Source organism: Methanoculleus frigidifontis, from assembly GCF_030464345.1.
GTDB classification, from domain to species: domain Archaea; phylum Halobacteriota; class Methanomicrobia; order Methanomicrobiales; family Methanoculleaceae; genus Methanoculleus_A; species Methanoculleus_A frigidifontis.
This window is the reverse complement of sequence record NZ_VCYH01000011.1, coordinates 65,004-78,844: the sequence shown is the minus strand read 5'-3', so window position 1 is coordinate 78,844 and position 13,841 is coordinate 65,004. Positions and strand designations below refer to the sequence as shown.

Genomic DNA, 13,841 nt, shown 5'->3' with positions numbered 1-13,841 from the left:
CTTTGTGGTGCTTGATCCGTTTCTTCAAAACAGAAAAGGGAACGTGTTTCACGATCGCGATCTGCTCCTGCCCGGTCATGAAGGCTCAGGTACTTCAAGGTTCAAAAGGGTAGCGCCAAGAACTATAATCGAAAGGCCTAAGTAGAAATGAAGAGGCAAATACTAACTTGTATGTACGTATGGTGAACCCCCTGAAGCAGGTAGCGACATTATGAACTCAATACAAATAGAACCGGGAATTCAGTTTGGCGACATCAAGGAGTTTACCCGGTACCTCGAATACGAGCGGATAAATAACCATTTACCCGGGGTTCTTAATCTCGTTGCAACCATCTCTACCTTTGAAACAATAAATCAGTTCATCGAAAGTCTGGAGAGTGCAGGGTTCGTTATCGAAGAACAATACGGAAAGTTGTTGTCAATCTCAAAGCGCTCTAAGAACGATAAGATATCCTATTACGCATTCTTTGACGACTATAACAACATTCCACTGTTCTTGACTGATGCAAACAAAACGGATGAGATTCCAAAAACTCTTTTTAACTATATTAATAAGACGAGGAATATCTCAAATATGTGGATATCCCCTCAGGTAATGAAAGAAATCAAAGATGATCTATCAATAAAATATGAAGATATGATTATCACCTACTTTTCTGCCCAAAGAGGGGCTAACACAGAGGCCAGATCAGAATTAAGACCACACTACGAAAGGAATGTTCAATATCATGGGAACGATGGGAAACAAACTTTGGAAGAAATGGAATATTGGTATGGTGTTCTCCCAAGAATCCTTGAAATTAAATTGCCTACAGTCGCATTCAAGATAGATAATAAGGGGATCATAACACTGCGAAGTGGAAGATTTGGCGAGATATTCAGCATCATCGAAAATGTTGTCGGTCAATTATTAGAACTGAGAGATGCAATTGGAAAATCGAGCTATTCAATAAGACATATCGGGAAAAGACATCAGTTTGCTCATGCAATTCAGAGACCCTGGTCTATCGAGATGCCTGTCGGGCTTGATATAGACGAGGTACCAAGATTCTGCAACACATTACAAAATGAGGACTTCACAATCCTCGAGCGCGTCCTGCTTCACGGATCCATGCAGTTCACCGCACGGATCATTGACGACTACACCGGATCTCTTTTCGATATTAAAACATCTGGGAGAAAAATCGACGTATTCCCAGTAAAACAACCAGATATTGGTTCATCTATGCGGTTTTATCAATTCATCTGCGAAAATATTGATAATGCTGCCCAAGTGGGGTGATTCGTATAATACCACCTCGCGATGGGGAAGACTTTGATACCTTCTATAATAGGGCGCCAAAGGATATCCAGGATGAGATGGTTAAACTAAAAGAAAGGTGGAAAAAGGACTTTATCGTTACTAGAACTGAAATCGTAAAGAAAGAGATAGACACTGATGAGAGACACCATCAATTAATTCTGGCATGTGCCAAAACCTTCGCTGAAACTTCCTTATCCCAAAAAACAGGATATGAATTCTATTTTACTGAACCTTTAATCGAGTTTAGCTCGGAAAAAAAAGGAAACAGCCTTTTTGATTTGTTGATTTATAGTGAGATCAAAAATAGTGCACTATTTATTGAATGTAAATCTTCTGTGGGCGACGTTACGGAAACAATGAAGCAAATTAAGCTCGCAAAAGACCATGTCATAGGGAAAATAGATTACCTATCAGAAATTATCGGTTGTGAACTGGAAGAGGACAATATCGAGTGCGTATTATGCGTACCTTTTTTAGAGAGCGCTAAGATAGTTCAAGCCGTAAGAGCACAATTCAGAAAGCCCGCTTCTTCGCAAAAATACGATCCAAAATTCGTGAAACTATGGGAACATATGCCCGGCAGTGAAACGATCCGGCTCAATAGCGATTGGGAACACGAAGATGCAACTTTGTCAAATATTTTACTAGCCGGATATGGAGATGGCGAATTAAAAAACCAATTTGATTTGCCTTTCTACTTGAATATGCATCAATTTCGAGTTATCAAAAATATCATCGTCGGGTACTGTTACGTTGCCAACAAGCTCGACGAAGAAAACAGGGATCCAAAATCTATCAAGAAAAGCGACATATTCCAAATACTTATGGATAACGCTTCATGCGGCATGAAAAGCGATCTGAAAGCAGAACTTGTCCAGGAAAAACTGAACCAGGTCATTAAGTATGGCATATGCTGTGACCTTCTCGAAGTTGTTGACGAAAAGCGGATTAAACTGAAATGCCCGGGAACAAAGCACCAGACTGTCATTAGAAACCTCGAAGAGAAATATATCAATAACTGGTCAGACGTTAAGGCAGAAATGGATGCAAAAATCGAGGCAATGAAGGACATCCAACTAAAAATATCGAGAAAAAATCCATCAATTTTTGATTTTAGCGGAAATGCAGAGAATTTAGAGTGAGACACTAGGCTCCACTATAGCGAAAATCAGTCTAAACACCTCAACTTCGTTCCGCAATCCTTTTCCCCTCCCCGCCCATCAGCCATCCGCCGAACCCGGTGACCCAGAGCAGGATCGGGTAGGCGATCCACCGTTCGAGCCCGCCGAGGCCGAAGACCCCGAACGGACTTGCCGAAAGCCCCATGATGAAGTACAGCGCCAGGTCGGAGAGCGATACGGCGCCGAGGATCACCGAGAAGTAGCGCAGCGGCGGCGGCTCCACCCGGTAGGCGGCGACGGCGGCAAGACCCCCGGCGCTGAATGCAAGCAGGGCGAAGATCCCGTGCACGTCGCCCCAGTATCCCGGAAAGATCCCGACACCGAGGACGCCGGCGCCGAAGAGGGCGAGGAAGAACGTGACGATGCGGTCCCTGAAGGCGCGGTGAACACACCACGCGGCGGCGACGACGAGGATGCCGCTGGCGATCATCGTTGTATTGAAGATGGTTGCGGAGGGTTCGACGACGATGCTGTCCGGCGGCAGCGTGGCGCCGAGGTCGCTGATCGCGTTCTCTGCCGTGCTGTACCCGGGATAGAGGGTTTCGGCGGTGACGATCCCCATCAGGGCGATCACGCCGACGGAGAAGAGCAGCGCTCCTGCAGCGGTCCGGCAGGACATGGGTATCAAGAATCGATCGGCCATGGCAATATCCGGCAGAGCGTAACCGTTCAGAGATATTTAGACATTGTGCCTCTGATGAGGAGGAGACCGGTACGAGCAGGTGTTGCCGCACCCGCAGATTCCACGCATCTCCGGCCGAGCCGGTGAAGAAGCATCTGTGGAAGCGCCTGGGATCTGCCGCGTTTGCAGGCGTCCTTCACGGGAGAAGGTGCACAAAAGCACCGCGGATGGTTACGAAAAAAAACGGGTTCTCGGGTTACACCGGAACGACTCGATCGCCGTAGACCTCGTTGATAACCTGGCCAAGTCCGATATAGAGTGCGAGACCCCCTGCAACGAGCCCCATCAGTCCGCCGAGGGTCAGGATGAAAGCGTTTCCGGAGAGATCCGCCGCGACCAGAAGGGCAACCAGCAGTACGACTGCAAGGAAAGTGACCTGCAGGATACGGTGCATCCTGAATGTGCAGATGAAAAGCCCAATCGCGAAGAGCCCCCAGACACTGAGAAACGCAGCAATCTCAACAGGCCCCGGCGCTTTTGCAAGACCCAGAACCGGGAGCATCGCAATCGCAGCAAAGGATACCCAGAAAAACCCGAAACTCACGAAGGTGACGAAGCCGAAGGTGTTATTCTTCTTCCATTCCAGGATACCGGCAATGATCTGTGCGATGCCGCCGTAGAGAATGGCCATCGCAAGGATGGGGCTCCCGAGGGCTATGACACCGACGTTGTGGAGGCTCAGAGCCATAGTCGTCATACCGAATGCACACAGTCCGAGTGGTGCAGGATTTGCCGTTTCATCGACAAGGAAGATGCTGTTCCTGCTCGTATCATCTATCTGATTCATGATTTTTCCTTTCCCGGTACGGCGGATTGAACCCCTGCTGCACCAGCCCGATCGCGTTTGTGGTGCCCACCATTTATCCATTTCATAATTTGTGCACCAATTGTGACATAAATTTGCCAATTTGTGCGCCTTGAGTGAAATATGTGCACCACACAGCGCCAGAAAATCCTGATTTTCCGGATCGCTTCTGATAGGCAACGGGCGTGATCCGCACCACATCTCAGCCGGATCCATTCGGAAGGCGCCGGACCTGCGATCTCTCGGAGATGGGAAGCAGAACAGCGCAAGATGCGCGCTCACGGGACTGCGGCAGGCGACGATACCATCCCGGGCGGTTCCTGACGTTCTGCCGTGCCGGATCATCTGCTTCGCCACTCTCTTGACCGCCGTCACCGTAACCAACACGCAGGTATGATACATCTGCAGGTCGATAGATACATGCTGCAGTATCCGTGCAGTAACGGGATGCGAGTATATGAGCTGGCAGGATATCGGAATAACATTCATCGTCGTTCTTCTGGCAGTCATGCTGCTGCCGCAGCTCCGCGACGTCCTGGAACGCACCACGGTGCTGAACGTCTTCTCAAGCCTCTTCACCAGTATCCTGGCTTTCCTGCTCTGCGCGATATACGCCACCCTCGGCCTCTGGCTCTCGGTCGCGGCCCAGGGAACCGTGGCGCTCGTCTGGGCGCTTCTGGCCTACTTTTCGCTGCGGAACGTCCGCGACACCGCCTACCCGGACGAGACGCTCGGGTTCGTGGTGCGGGACTTCTTCAGCGTCTGGGCGATGGGCGTCGTCTTTCTCACAGCGAAGTGGATGAGGAGGATATGGTCGAGAGAGCGTCCCGACTGACGTGCCGCCGGAAGCGCTGCGGTTATCCGTCCGCATCGCCCACCAGGAGATGAGAGACCATGCACACCTTCCCCCGCCGCTTGCTTTCGGCCATCCTGCTCCTGCTCGTGGCAGGCACGCTCGCCTGCGGGTGCACCGGCAGCCCGGATGCGCAGACAGGCACCGTGACCATCTCCTCGAATACGACCGCATACGCACCTGTGATGTCGCAGACCGTCGGGATCGAGCTTGCGGCGCACTACAGCGGTCCGGCGCAGGACGCCGCCTACCATTGGATAACCGATTACGGCGAGTTCGTCGCCTGGGCGTCCCCTGACTACGAGGTGACGCCGCTCGGCGCCGACGCGGTCACACAGGAGCCGGTCGTCTACTGGACGTATCTTCCCGAGCAGCCGGGCGAAGAACCCGCAACCGTCCGGGTCGCCGTCACCGTCGAGGAGGCGGGGACGGGCAGGACGCTCGCGACGGCAGAGCAGAAGATCGTCCGCGACGGTTCGCTCTACCGGCCGGCGGCAGAATAGTTGTCTTGCGAGAGAGGAGGGCTGGAGCCTCCCTCTCACGCTCAGGTCTGGTTTGTGGTCTGATTTTCGGTCTGGTTTGCGGTCTGGTTCATCACCATGCCGCACTGCTCCGTCAGGTTCATCAGCGTGGCGTTCTCGGCGGTGACGTTGAACGGCCGGATGACGATCTGGCCGTCCGCCATCTGCTCGGTGTCGGGAACCGGGTACTCAAAGACTGCCTCCATGCCCGCATCCCGGTGCAGGACGGCAAAGAGCTGGTCGGTGGCGACGAACGTATGGATGGTAACCGTGACGTTCTCGGTCATCCCGGACTCAACCTCGGTGTAGCCGATGACACCGCCGGGGTGGCCGAAGAGATTGTTATGGATGACAAGCCAGCCGGAGCCGTTGCTCACGACCTGGTCGACGGTGACGTTGCCGACGACCCCGTCGCCGGCGACCGCCTGGTCCGTGACGTTGATCGACGGCACGGTCGTTTCGTTCATCCCGGTCGCGTTTGTCATGTTCGTCGTCTGGTTCACCTGCTGGGCGCACGAAAGGCCGACCAGGCATGCCAGCAGCAGAACACCGGCAATAACAATCCGGATCTCTTTCATCGTCTCTCCCCCTTGCCCCCCCAGGGGCCGCCACGTCTGGTGCAGATGGTGACGGATAAGTGTTTCCCCGACCTAATGTGCAGGTCGGGAAAACGGCCGGACATGTGCAGGTTACGAGGAAAGAAGCCCCGTCGTCTGCCCTACCTCGATCAGGTGCCCGTCCGGGTCACGCAAGTAGCACCGGATCTCGACACCGCGGTCGATCGGCGGCGTCAGGAACACGGCACCCCGATTTCGCCACGCCTCATAGACTGCGTGGATGTCAGCGACCCTGATGTTCAAAGCACTGCTGACAACGCTCGGGTTTTCCGGCGGCGCCATCGTCACCTCCGGCTTGTCGTCGGTCGGCCCGCCCCCCACATTGATGATGAGCCAGGCGTTCTGAAAACGCATCACGCACGGATCGCGTTCCCGTACCACCTCTGCCCCCAGCACATCCCGGTAAAACATGCGGGAGCGATCGATATCCTCAACGATGAGCAGCACAGTGAGCAGCATACCTTCCCTGGGTGCAGGAAAATCCTCTTTCACAACAACACCCCGGTTCAGGACAGGAGCCATCTTTCATAAACCTATGCCCCGCTGCGCCGTATGCAGTGCTGCCGGACGAAAAACCGGAAAAACCAGGCAGAAAAGGTTAGAGATTGTGGCGGCCCAGGAAATAGACGCCGATGCAGATGACGCCGATCGAGATCGCCATCGCCAGCATATCAATCGACGTGGTGAACTCCATAGTGAGAATGCGCTGGAAGAAACTGACGATCAGCACCATGATGATCACCTTGATGATCTTGTTCTTCAGGTCATCCAGGCTGGCTACTTCGAGGATGTTCCCGATACCCTCATGGTTCCGTGCAATGTCGAGCTCCGAGATGAAGAGTTCGTAGATGCCGAAGCTGAAGATGAGCAGCACAAGCCCGATCAGGTAGAAGTCCACCGCCCCGATGATGGCGATCAGAATGTCCTCGTGGGTCAGGTGGCTCTCCGTCACGTGAAGGTACTCCACGAGTACGGTAAAGATTTCCAGTGAGCCGGCAATAAACAGAACAACTGCACTGAGCGCCCCGAAGATCACGCCGAGCAGAACGATGAACCGTGAATTCCAGAGGATCCGTTCAAATACGCGCTCGAGCGTGCCTGCGTTGCGCTGCAAAGCGGCCGGTGCCGGGGTATCCGGTGTCGTGACTTTCTCCATGGTCGGTCCCTTGATATGGGTAGTACATCTGTCGGGAAGAGATTAACAACTTTTCAGGATCACGCCGGCCGCCGGATACGGATCATGTCGGGAAAGTATATATCCATCTTCAGCATGAACCACCGGCAGGTACGGACGGGCATCGGCGGTATGGCGCTTCACACATTCATGCAATTCATCCGGCTCGGGAGGTTTCCCTTTCTCCTCTCAGGGTTTGTCCCGTTCCTCGGAGGAGCATTCTTTGCGCTGCTCCGGGGAGCGGACTTCTCCCTCGACCAGTTCCTGCTCGGGTACACGGCCATGGCCGCAGCCCATCTCTCGGTCCACTACAGCAACGATTACTTCGACGCCGATGCCGACCGGCTCGGTGAACCGACCGGCATCTCCGGCGGGAGCGGCATCCTTGCGCAGGAACCCGCCCTCAAACCATACGCGAAATGGACTGCCATTGCACTGATGGCCTTCTCCATCCTGCTCGGGTATCTCTTCCTGATCATCTACGAATTCCCCTCGTATTTTCTCATATTTGCCATCGGCGGAAACCTTCTCGGGTGGTACTACACCGCGCCCCCCCTGCGGCTCGCGTACAACAACCTCGGGGAGGTCACCAATATGATCACTTTCGGCCTTCTCATGCCGGGGGCGGGATACTTCGTGGCGATGGGGACGCTGGACCTCGCGTTCTTTGCATACAGCGTGCCGTTCTTCCTCTACGGACTGGTCTTCATCACCAGTGTCGAGATACCGGACAGGGAAGCGGACGTGGCCGGGGGGAAACCGACGATGATCGTCAGGAAAGGGAGAGCCTACGGCTTTCGGGTCATCGCCGTCGCGGCGGCAGCGGCAACGCTGGTCATCACGCTGTATGCGGCCACGGATCTCTTCGCACCGATAAACTTCTGGCCGGTCGCCGCGATCTCGTGCATTCCGCTCGGCGTTGCCCTCTGGGGATATAGCGCCCGGTGCACAGAGCGAAAATGCGCCATGCGCTACGTGACCGCGAATATCACCGCCTACTTTCTCTTCACGGGGCTGGTCGCGCTGTACTTCATCCTGCTTGCGATCGGCATCTGAACGCCGGCGTCCGCACTTCCGGTACGGCAGAGATCAATGCATGTATATCGGTTCCGGACGAGCTACCACACAAACCGGATACGAGAGGAGGAGAAAAGCGTGACGTTCGCGTGCATCCAGTGCGGCGAGTGCTGCAGCCACCTCGGGCAGGTGCATATCATCGCAGAGGCCTACGGCGGATACCGGTTCCGGATCCGGAACGTGTACACCGGTGAGGAGACGCTCGTCCGCGTCGACCCCGATAAAGAGCACCTGTATGCAGAGAAGAGCATCTTCAAAGAGCGTCCGGAAGCCTGCCCGTTCCTCCGGGCAGACCCCGAGAACCGGCGAGTCTGCTGCATCGTCCACGCCACCCGCCCCGGGATCTGCAGGGACTTTTCGTGCTGGCGCCTGCTGATCGTCGACGCCGCCGGCACGCGGGCAGGGAGAGTTATGGGTTCGCGGCACCTCGTCGCCGACGACCCTGCCCTGCAGGAACTCTGGGACAGAGACGTTCGGACGCTGCGCGAGCCCGATGACGCAGCCTGGGAGGAGGAGATGACCCGGCGGATCCGGCGGGCGGGATACGCGGTGCGGCGCTAGAACCGCCGGGCTACACCCGCACCTCAACGGTGCGGGTGAACGGGACGTCGAACGAGGTGATGGTAAAATCGATCGTGGCCGAACCGTTCACCAGAAAGGTGACCGCTCCGTCCCGGGCAAGCCGGAGAAATGCCGTTATAAGCCTGATGTTGTCGACGGTCACCGGGACGGTGACGGTCGTAGCGCCGGAAGGCTCTATCGGAAAGCCCCCCCGCTCGCCGTGCGCCAGGAGCTGCTGCCGGTCGCCCTCCAGGAAGAAGATGTCGAAGGAGAGGTTCTCCAGCGTGGCGCCCACCGGGTTTGGGTTGGTGATGGTGAGGCTGAGCAGAAGGTCGATGCTCGAAAGCGAGACGTTTTCAACGGCAATCCCGTCGACCGCGACGGTCGGCCGTTCATACGCGGGCGCCGTGCAGCCTGCCGCAGCAAGAAGGACGGCAGCGCAGATGAGAAGTCCCGCATATTTCATGATACGGGAGGGTAGAGACGCGGGACATAAAAAAGGTTGTGGGTACGGCTCCACGAGCAGCAACGGCCGGGGCTGTTTCAGCACCCCGTGCAGTCCGGTGTCGCCGGCGGAATCAGCACACCGTCGATGACGTGGACAACACCGTTGGAAGCGTCGATGTTTGCATCGATGACCATTGCATCGTTGACCATGACACCGCCATCGGTGACAGTGATCCTGATCTCGTCGCCCTGAACAGTCGTGAGCGTGTCGATGTCCGCAAGGTCGTCGGCGCAGTAGATACCTTCCACCACGTGATAAGTGAGGACGTTGGCCAGTTCGTCAGGATTCGCAAGGAGATCCTCCAGCACTCCGTCCGGGAGCTCATCAAACGCCGCGTTGGTCGGAGCAAAGACCGTGTAAGGCCCTTCGGCGCTCAGGGTATCCACGAGATCGGCGGCCTGAACCGCCGTCACCAGCGTGGAGAGGTCATCGACGCCGGAAGCCAGTTCGACGATATTCGGATTTTCCTGCATCGGTTCTGCCACTGTCTGCCCCGGGCAGGCAGTACAGGCGGGTGCCGCCATGCAGACAGCCAGAACCGCAACAAAGGCAAGGAGGCACCATCGTGCTGTCGTTGATCGATTCATTACAATTCCCCCTGAGGGTGCCCCGGGAGTGGGAAACATCGTATTTAACCTTTATCGCCGGATCCGGGAAACCACGCATACATCGCCGAAGAGGCGAGGAAACGGGATACAGATGCCTGATACTCATGTCCGTCCCGCCACACAGGTAAACTGAATGGCTTGAACATTCTGATACAATCAAATGACAAAGTTGGTGATGGAGCAGCGCCACACTACAGGGTATGGCCGAGGATTTCGAGGTGCACCCCATCGCCATCGAAAAGACGCTCACCGAGCTCCGGGAAGGCCTCATGCAGGAGTACGCTGCACGGCGGGTGCCCCGGCACCGGCGATCAGAGAGACGATCGCGAAATCTCTGTACGATCCAAAGGTGGATCGCCGGGATAGACAGCCTGCTGGCGCAGATCAACGAGGTGAACCGGGAGGTCATCCCGGCGATCGAAACCGACCTCGGCATCACGATTCATGACCCCGACCTGATTACGAGAGTTCTGGCCGACTCCAGCATACAACCCCTGTTCCGGGACATACTCGCAAAGCTTCCCGAAGAGGACCTGCCGGTGCCGGCAAACGATCTCTATACCCTGTATACCATGCCGGATAACGCCGATGCGCTTGCTCTCATCGGCGACGTCACCATGCGGCTGAAGGTGCTCCCCGAATGTGACGAGAAGAGCACACACCCGATGGAGCCCGTCACGGCTGCGAACGTGGCCGCACTCTGCGACCGCTGGAGACTTGCCGAACACGTCATCGGTTTTCACTGCGGCCCCCCGCCCGGCGACGAGACCGGGCAGCAGAAGAAGTGGATACTCGCCTCTGCAGTCCTCGGTGTTCTCTACAGAGAGGGGGGGGCGGATACGCTCCGGCGGGCGGCAGGGCTGCTGCGACAGTGCGGTGAGAGCCGGCACTGATACCGCTTTTTAACCGCCGATACCGGAGTGAGGCGGCGCATCTGCGCGGGATCTCATCCTGTGCGCTCCACCGCAGGCACAACGGCCGCTTTGTCCCCCAACAACCCCGCTTTTTCAATAAATACTTTTAAATCCGCCAATTTCCGGATATACGAAGTTTTTTCACACCATTCCGGGAATTGAGCGGCAGGAAGAGAGAGGTGAAAAAAATCTGTTTTCAGGATACTTTGCACCAAAAAACACAGCAATATGGACTCAATATACAATATAAATTGATATAGGGCATAATTAAAATTAAAAAGGGTTTAATATAATTAAATCATTTAAAAATTACTGAGTAGATATCGTGATATGGAGCATTCTATCAGTGATCGTTCTCCTCTCCCTTCTCACCCCGCAGGGAGTACTGCTCTGCTCCGGCGACTTACCGCAGATCGGCTACGGGCATTCGGATGGCGCGGAGATAGCCGCGATCACGAGCACCACCGATCCGGCCGTCGTCGCCCGGCTTGAAAACGCGTCGCTCCCGCTCGACGAGATGATCCACATGGTCGAGGCCGACACCTCCCGGTACATCGACGGCCGGCCGCGGCTTTTCCCGGTAGGCATCAACGCCACGCTGCAGAACCGGATCGGGGACTGCACCGATCTTGCGCTGCTCCGCACCGAGGTGCTCAAAAAGAACGGGATCAGGGCGCGTCCCGTTCACGGCATCATGGTCTGGGACACAGAACGGCTGAAGAGCCAGGCTCTGCACCTCGAGTTCGGCGAAACCGCAGTCGCCATTCACGACTGGGTCGAGATCGACGGCGGACGGACACTCGGGGCTTACGAGAGCAGGGAAGGCGTTCTGTGCGTGAAGGTCGGAAACGGCGTCTGTCTCCAGCCCGTCTTCGAAGCGCTGGGGTACCTCTGATAGGCAGACGTCGGCCGGTCATCCCTGCATGAGCCGCCGCAGCGGACAGACCGGACGATTCGCGCGTTTCCGATAGTACCGCTTCGCATGCTCTACGAGAAGCGCGTGGTATTCCTGGTAGACGGGGAGATCGGCGGCGAGGTGCTCTTCGATGAAGAGTCGGATCGTGTCGTAGTCCGCACCTTCGTCGACGAGCCCGAGACCGCCGAAGATCCGCCGGGTGTAGGCATCGACCACAAAGACTGGCCGGTGGAAGGCATAGAGGAGCATCGAATCCGCCGTCTCGCGCCCGACCCCCCACAGTTCGAGAAGCTCCTCGCGGTCCGGCGCCCTGCTCTCGAGGGAGAGAAAGAAGTCGGCAAACTCACGCAGCTTCCGCGCCTTCTGATTGTAGTATCCCGCAGGCCGGATGGCCTCTTTCAGCGCCGCATCACCGAGCCCGCAGAGCCGTTCCGCGTCAAGCCCCCCTGCCGCGTGGAGACGCAAAAGTGCCTGTTCAACGTTCAGCCAGTTGGTATTCTGCGTGAGAATCGCACCGACGCAGATTTCAAACACCTGCCCCCGCGTCTCGGGCAGGTCGTAGCGCAGGGGGTGATAGCCCGCAACACTGCCGCTCTTCGTCGGCTGCACGCCGTCGTACCCGAGGAGCGGCCACCACCCCTGCGGCCCGTAGGCGCGGTAGAGCTCGTGGTAGATCCGCTCGATGATATGCATCGTGCTCCAGAAGTGCGTCACCGGAGCCAAAAAACATGACGCTGCCGGGGGGAGCAGAGAAAGATCGCGGCGTCCGGGGCTCGCCGACGCCGATCGGAATGCGGGCGATGAGATCCAGAGCTGCAGCAGGCAGGGAATCCAAAAACCTCCATGGAGAGCCTCCGCATAGGATATATATTCCTTGAAGAACAATTGATACGTTTAAAGAAAAGTTCGGGCAGGAGCCCGGGCTCTATCAGATCAGGGAGTGGACGCACTGGCTGAGAACGATAAGCGGAAAAACCCTGCAAGAGCAGGGGGCGAGGAAGAGATCATTCGTGCACGGCTTCCGAACAAGCGCAACCAGGAGATGTTCGGAAGCGCCGAGCTGATGCTCGGGGCAAACCATATCAAGGTTCGCTGTTTCGACGGGGTCACCCGGACCGGAAGGATCAAGGGAAAGATCAAGAAGAAAGTCTGGATACGTGAAGGGGACGTCCTGATCGTCGTACCCTGGAGTTTTCAGGACGAGAAGTGCGATATCATGTACCGGTATACAAAGCCGCAGGTCGAGTGGCTCCGGAAGAACAGGTACCTGTAAAGAAACCCTCTTTTTTACCGTCCCGGGGCAGGAAACACAGAGCGCCCCACGCATGGTGGAGGAAAAAGGTGTGTTCTAGACACTGTGCACGGTGACGGTGTACGATTTTACGATGAGTTTTTCGACGCCCGTGAGGGTGTAGGTATTTGCAGCGGTTTCGGCCATGTCGAGGGTTCCGTTCAGGTAATTCTTCCAGCCGGTCGAATAATCGTCGTCGGTATCGGGAGCATAGATCACGTTCACACCCATCGAGGCTCCGAAACTCGTGTTCATGACAGTCGTCGGAGAAGTAAGGCTCATCCTGACGGTGCTCATCCCCATCGTCGAGAGCGGTTCGCTCGCACTGATATTGATCGTATAGACGACCAGGGTGTCGGTACTGTCGTCGAAGAACCACCGCGGTTCGGCGAGGATGGCCGAGCCCTGCTGCCCGTCCTGGCGGGTCAGCACCGCACCGTTCTCGAGCGCGATCACCGCAGAGCCCCGATCCGAGAAGTAACGGAACTTACCGAGAGAGATATCCCCGGTGGAGAAACCCTCCGACGTGGTGATATTGAAGGATGACAGCGCCGCGCCCGCATCAACCACCTCCAGTGATCCCCCGCTCACCTGCAGGGCCGTCTCCTCGTACGGGACACTCTTGTAGCAGAGGTTCTTGATATCGTTCTGGATGACGATCATCGCCCGCTCCATGTTCCGGACATCGGTGTTCGACTGCTCCTTGAGGAGCACCGGGTAGCCGTACAGGGTCACCATCGCAATACTGGTTATCATCAGCCCGAGGATCAGGACAAACCCGATCGCCTCGGAGACCCCTCGCTCGTTCATTCCCTTCAGAGTCATCTCAC

General features: G+C 56.1%; 19 protein-coding genes. 9 read left to right on the top strand and 10 right to left on the bottom strand.

Features of this window, described 5'->3' with window-relative positions:
- Positions 1–211: 211 nt before the first annotated feature.
- Both FGU65_RS14145 and FGU65_RS14140 read left to right on the top strand, forming a co-directional pair.
- Positions 212–1,282, top strand: a complete 1,071-nt coding sequence (locus FGU65_RS14145) for a hypothetical protein (RefSeq protein ID WP_301665145.1) — start codon at positions 212–214, stop codon at positions 1,280–1,282.
- Complete coding sequence (locus FGU65_RS14140) at positions 1,279–2,445, top strand: hypothetical protein (protein ID WP_301665144.1); 1,167 nt, start codon at positions 1,279–1,281, stop codon at positions 2,443–2,445. The genes FGU65_RS14145 and FGU65_RS14140 overlap by 4 nt, the downstream gene beginning before the upstream one ends.
- A gap of 40 nt (positions 2,446–2,485) precedes the next feature.
- Here the strand turns inward: FGU65_RS14140 and FGU65_RS14135 are convergent, their stop codons facing one another.
- A complete protein-coding gene (locus tag FGU65_RS14135; protein WP_301665143.1) occupies positions 2,486–3,127 on the bottom strand; it encodes a DUF998 domain-containing protein in 642 nt (213 codons plus the stop codon).
- 235 nt (positions 3,128–3,362) lie between these two features.
- Positions 3,363–3,953 carry an acetate uptake transporter gene (locus tag FGU65_RS14130; protein ID WP_301665142.1) on the bottom strand — a complete coding sequence of 197 codons (591 nt, stop codon included), beginning with the start codon at positions 3,951–3,953 and terminating at the stop codon, positions 3,363–3,365.
- Between the two features lie 475 nt (positions 3,954–4,428).
- On the opposite strand from FGU65_RS14130, the gene FGU65_RS14125 reads away from it, so the two are divergent.
- Together FGU65_RS14125 and FGU65_RS14120 are read left to right on the top strand one after the other, a co-directional pair.
- A complete protein-coding gene (locus FGU65_RS14125; RefSeq protein WP_301665141.1) occupies positions 4,429–4,806 on the top strand; it encodes a hypothetical protein in 378 nt (125 codons plus the stop codon).
- A gap of 59 nt (positions 4,807–4,865) precedes the next feature.
- A complete protein-coding gene (locus FGU65_RS14120; RefSeq protein WP_301665140.1) occupies positions 4,866–5,327 on the top strand; it encodes a hypothetical protein in 462 nt (153 codons plus the stop codon).
- A 41-nt stretch (positions 5,328–5,368) separates the two neighbouring features.
- On the opposite strand, the gene FGU65_RS14115 is transcribed toward FGU65_RS14120, so the two are convergent.
- The 3 genes from FGU65_RS14115 to FGU65_RS14105 form a co-directional block, all read right to left on the bottom strand.
- Positions 5,369–5,923 (bottom strand): DUF7282 domain-containing protein, encoded by a 555-nt coding sequence (locus FGU65_RS14115; RefSeq protein WP_301665139.1) that lies wholly within the window; start codon positions 5,921–5,923, stop codon positions 5,369–5,371.
- Positions 5,924–6,034: 111 nt separating this feature from the next.
- Positions 6,035–6,484: a VOC family protein gene (locus tag FGU65_RS14110; RefSeq protein WP_301665138.1), complete on the bottom strand. Its 450-nt coding sequence runs from the start codon at positions 6,482–6,484 to the stop codon at positions 6,035–6,037.
- Positions 6,485–6,560: 76 nt separating this feature from the next.
- Positions 6,561–7,118, bottom strand: coding sequence for a YqhA family protein (locus tag FGU65_RS14105; RefSeq protein ID WP_301665137.1), 558 nt, complete (start codon positions 7,116–7,118; stop codon positions 6,561–6,563).
- Positions 7,119–7,202: 84 nt separating this feature from the next.
- Between FGU65_RS14105 and FGU65_RS14100 the strand changes: the two genes are divergently transcribed.
- Together FGU65_RS14100 and FGU65_RS14095 are read left to right on the top strand one after the other, a co-directional pair.
- Entirely contained in the window at positions 7,203–8,192 is a 990-nt protein-coding gene (locus FGU65_RS14100; RefSeq protein WP_301665136.1) for a prenyltransferase, read from the top strand.
- A gap of 99 nt (positions 8,193–8,291) precedes the next feature.
- Positions 8,292–8,774, top strand: coding sequence for a YkgJ family cysteine cluster protein (locus tag FGU65_RS14095; RefSeq protein ID WP_301665135.1), 483 nt, complete (start codon positions 8,292–8,294; stop codon positions 8,772–8,774).
- Positions 8,775–8,784: 10 nt separating this feature from the next.
- Here FGU65_RS14095 and FGU65_RS14090 read toward each other — a convergent pair whose 3' ends face one another.
- Both FGU65_RS14090 and FGU65_RS14085 read right to left on the bottom strand, forming a co-directional pair.
- Entirely contained in the window at positions 8,785–9,240 is a 456-nt protein-coding gene (locus FGU65_RS14090) for an LEA type 2 family protein (protein ID WP_301665134.1), read from the bottom strand.
- 77 nt (positions 9,241–9,317) lie between these two features.
- Entirely contained in the window at positions 9,318–9,869 is a 552-nt protein-coding gene (locus tag FGU65_RS14085; protein WP_301665133.1) for a fasciclin domain-containing protein, read from the bottom strand.
- Positions 9,870–10,090: 221 nt separating this feature from the next.
- Here FGU65_RS14085 and FGU65_RS14080 point away from each other — a divergent pair, with 221 nt between their 5' ends.
- Positions 10,091–10,783, top strand: a complete 693-nt coding sequence (locus FGU65_RS14080; protein WP_301665132.1) for a hypothetical protein — start codon at positions 10,091–10,093, stop codon at positions 10,781–10,783.
- Between the two features lie 53 nt (positions 10,784–10,836).
- Here the strand turns inward: FGU65_RS14080 and FGU65_RS14075 are convergent, their stop codons facing one another.
- On the bottom strand, positions 10,837–11,049 hold the full coding sequence (locus FGU65_RS14075) for a hypothetical protein (RefSeq protein ID WP_301665131.1): 213 nt from the start codon (positions 11,047–11,049) through the stop codon (positions 10,837–10,839).
- A gap of 80 nt (positions 11,050–11,129) precedes the next feature.
- On the opposite strand from FGU65_RS14075, the gene FGU65_RS14070 reads away from it, so the two are divergent.
- Complete coding sequence (locus FGU65_RS14070) at positions 11,130–11,699, top strand: transglutaminase domain-containing protein (protein WP_301665130.1); 570 nt, start codon at positions 11,130–11,132, stop codon at positions 11,697–11,699.
- An 18-nt stretch (positions 11,700–11,717) separates the two neighbouring features.
- On the opposite strand, the gene FGU65_RS14065 is transcribed toward FGU65_RS14070, so the two are convergent.
- The gene (locus tag FGU65_RS14065) at positions 11,718–12,434 is read right to left on the bottom strand and encodes an endonuclease III domain-containing protein (RefSeq protein ID WP_301665149.1); all 717 of its coding nucleotides are present in this window, start codon (positions 12,432–12,434) and stop codon (positions 11,718–11,720) included.
- Positions 12,435–12,669: 235 nt separating this feature from the next.
- Between FGU65_RS14065 and eif1A the strand changes: the two genes are divergently transcribed.
- Positions 12,670–12,993: a translation initiation factor eIF-1A gene (gene eif1A, locus FGU65_RS14060; protein ID WP_301665148.1), complete on the top strand. Its 324-nt coding sequence runs from the start codon at positions 12,670–12,672 to the stop codon at positions 12,991–12,993.
- Between the two features lie 75 nt (positions 12,994–13,068).
- On the opposite strand, the gene FGU65_RS14055 is transcribed toward eif1A, so the two are convergent.
- The gene (locus tag FGU65_RS14055; RefSeq protein WP_301665129.1) at positions 13,069–13,836 is read right to left on the bottom strand and encodes a DUF7289 family protein; all 768 of its coding nucleotides are present in this window, start codon (positions 13,834–13,836) and stop codon (positions 13,069–13,071) included.
- Positions 13,837–13,841 lie beyond the last annotated feature (5 nt).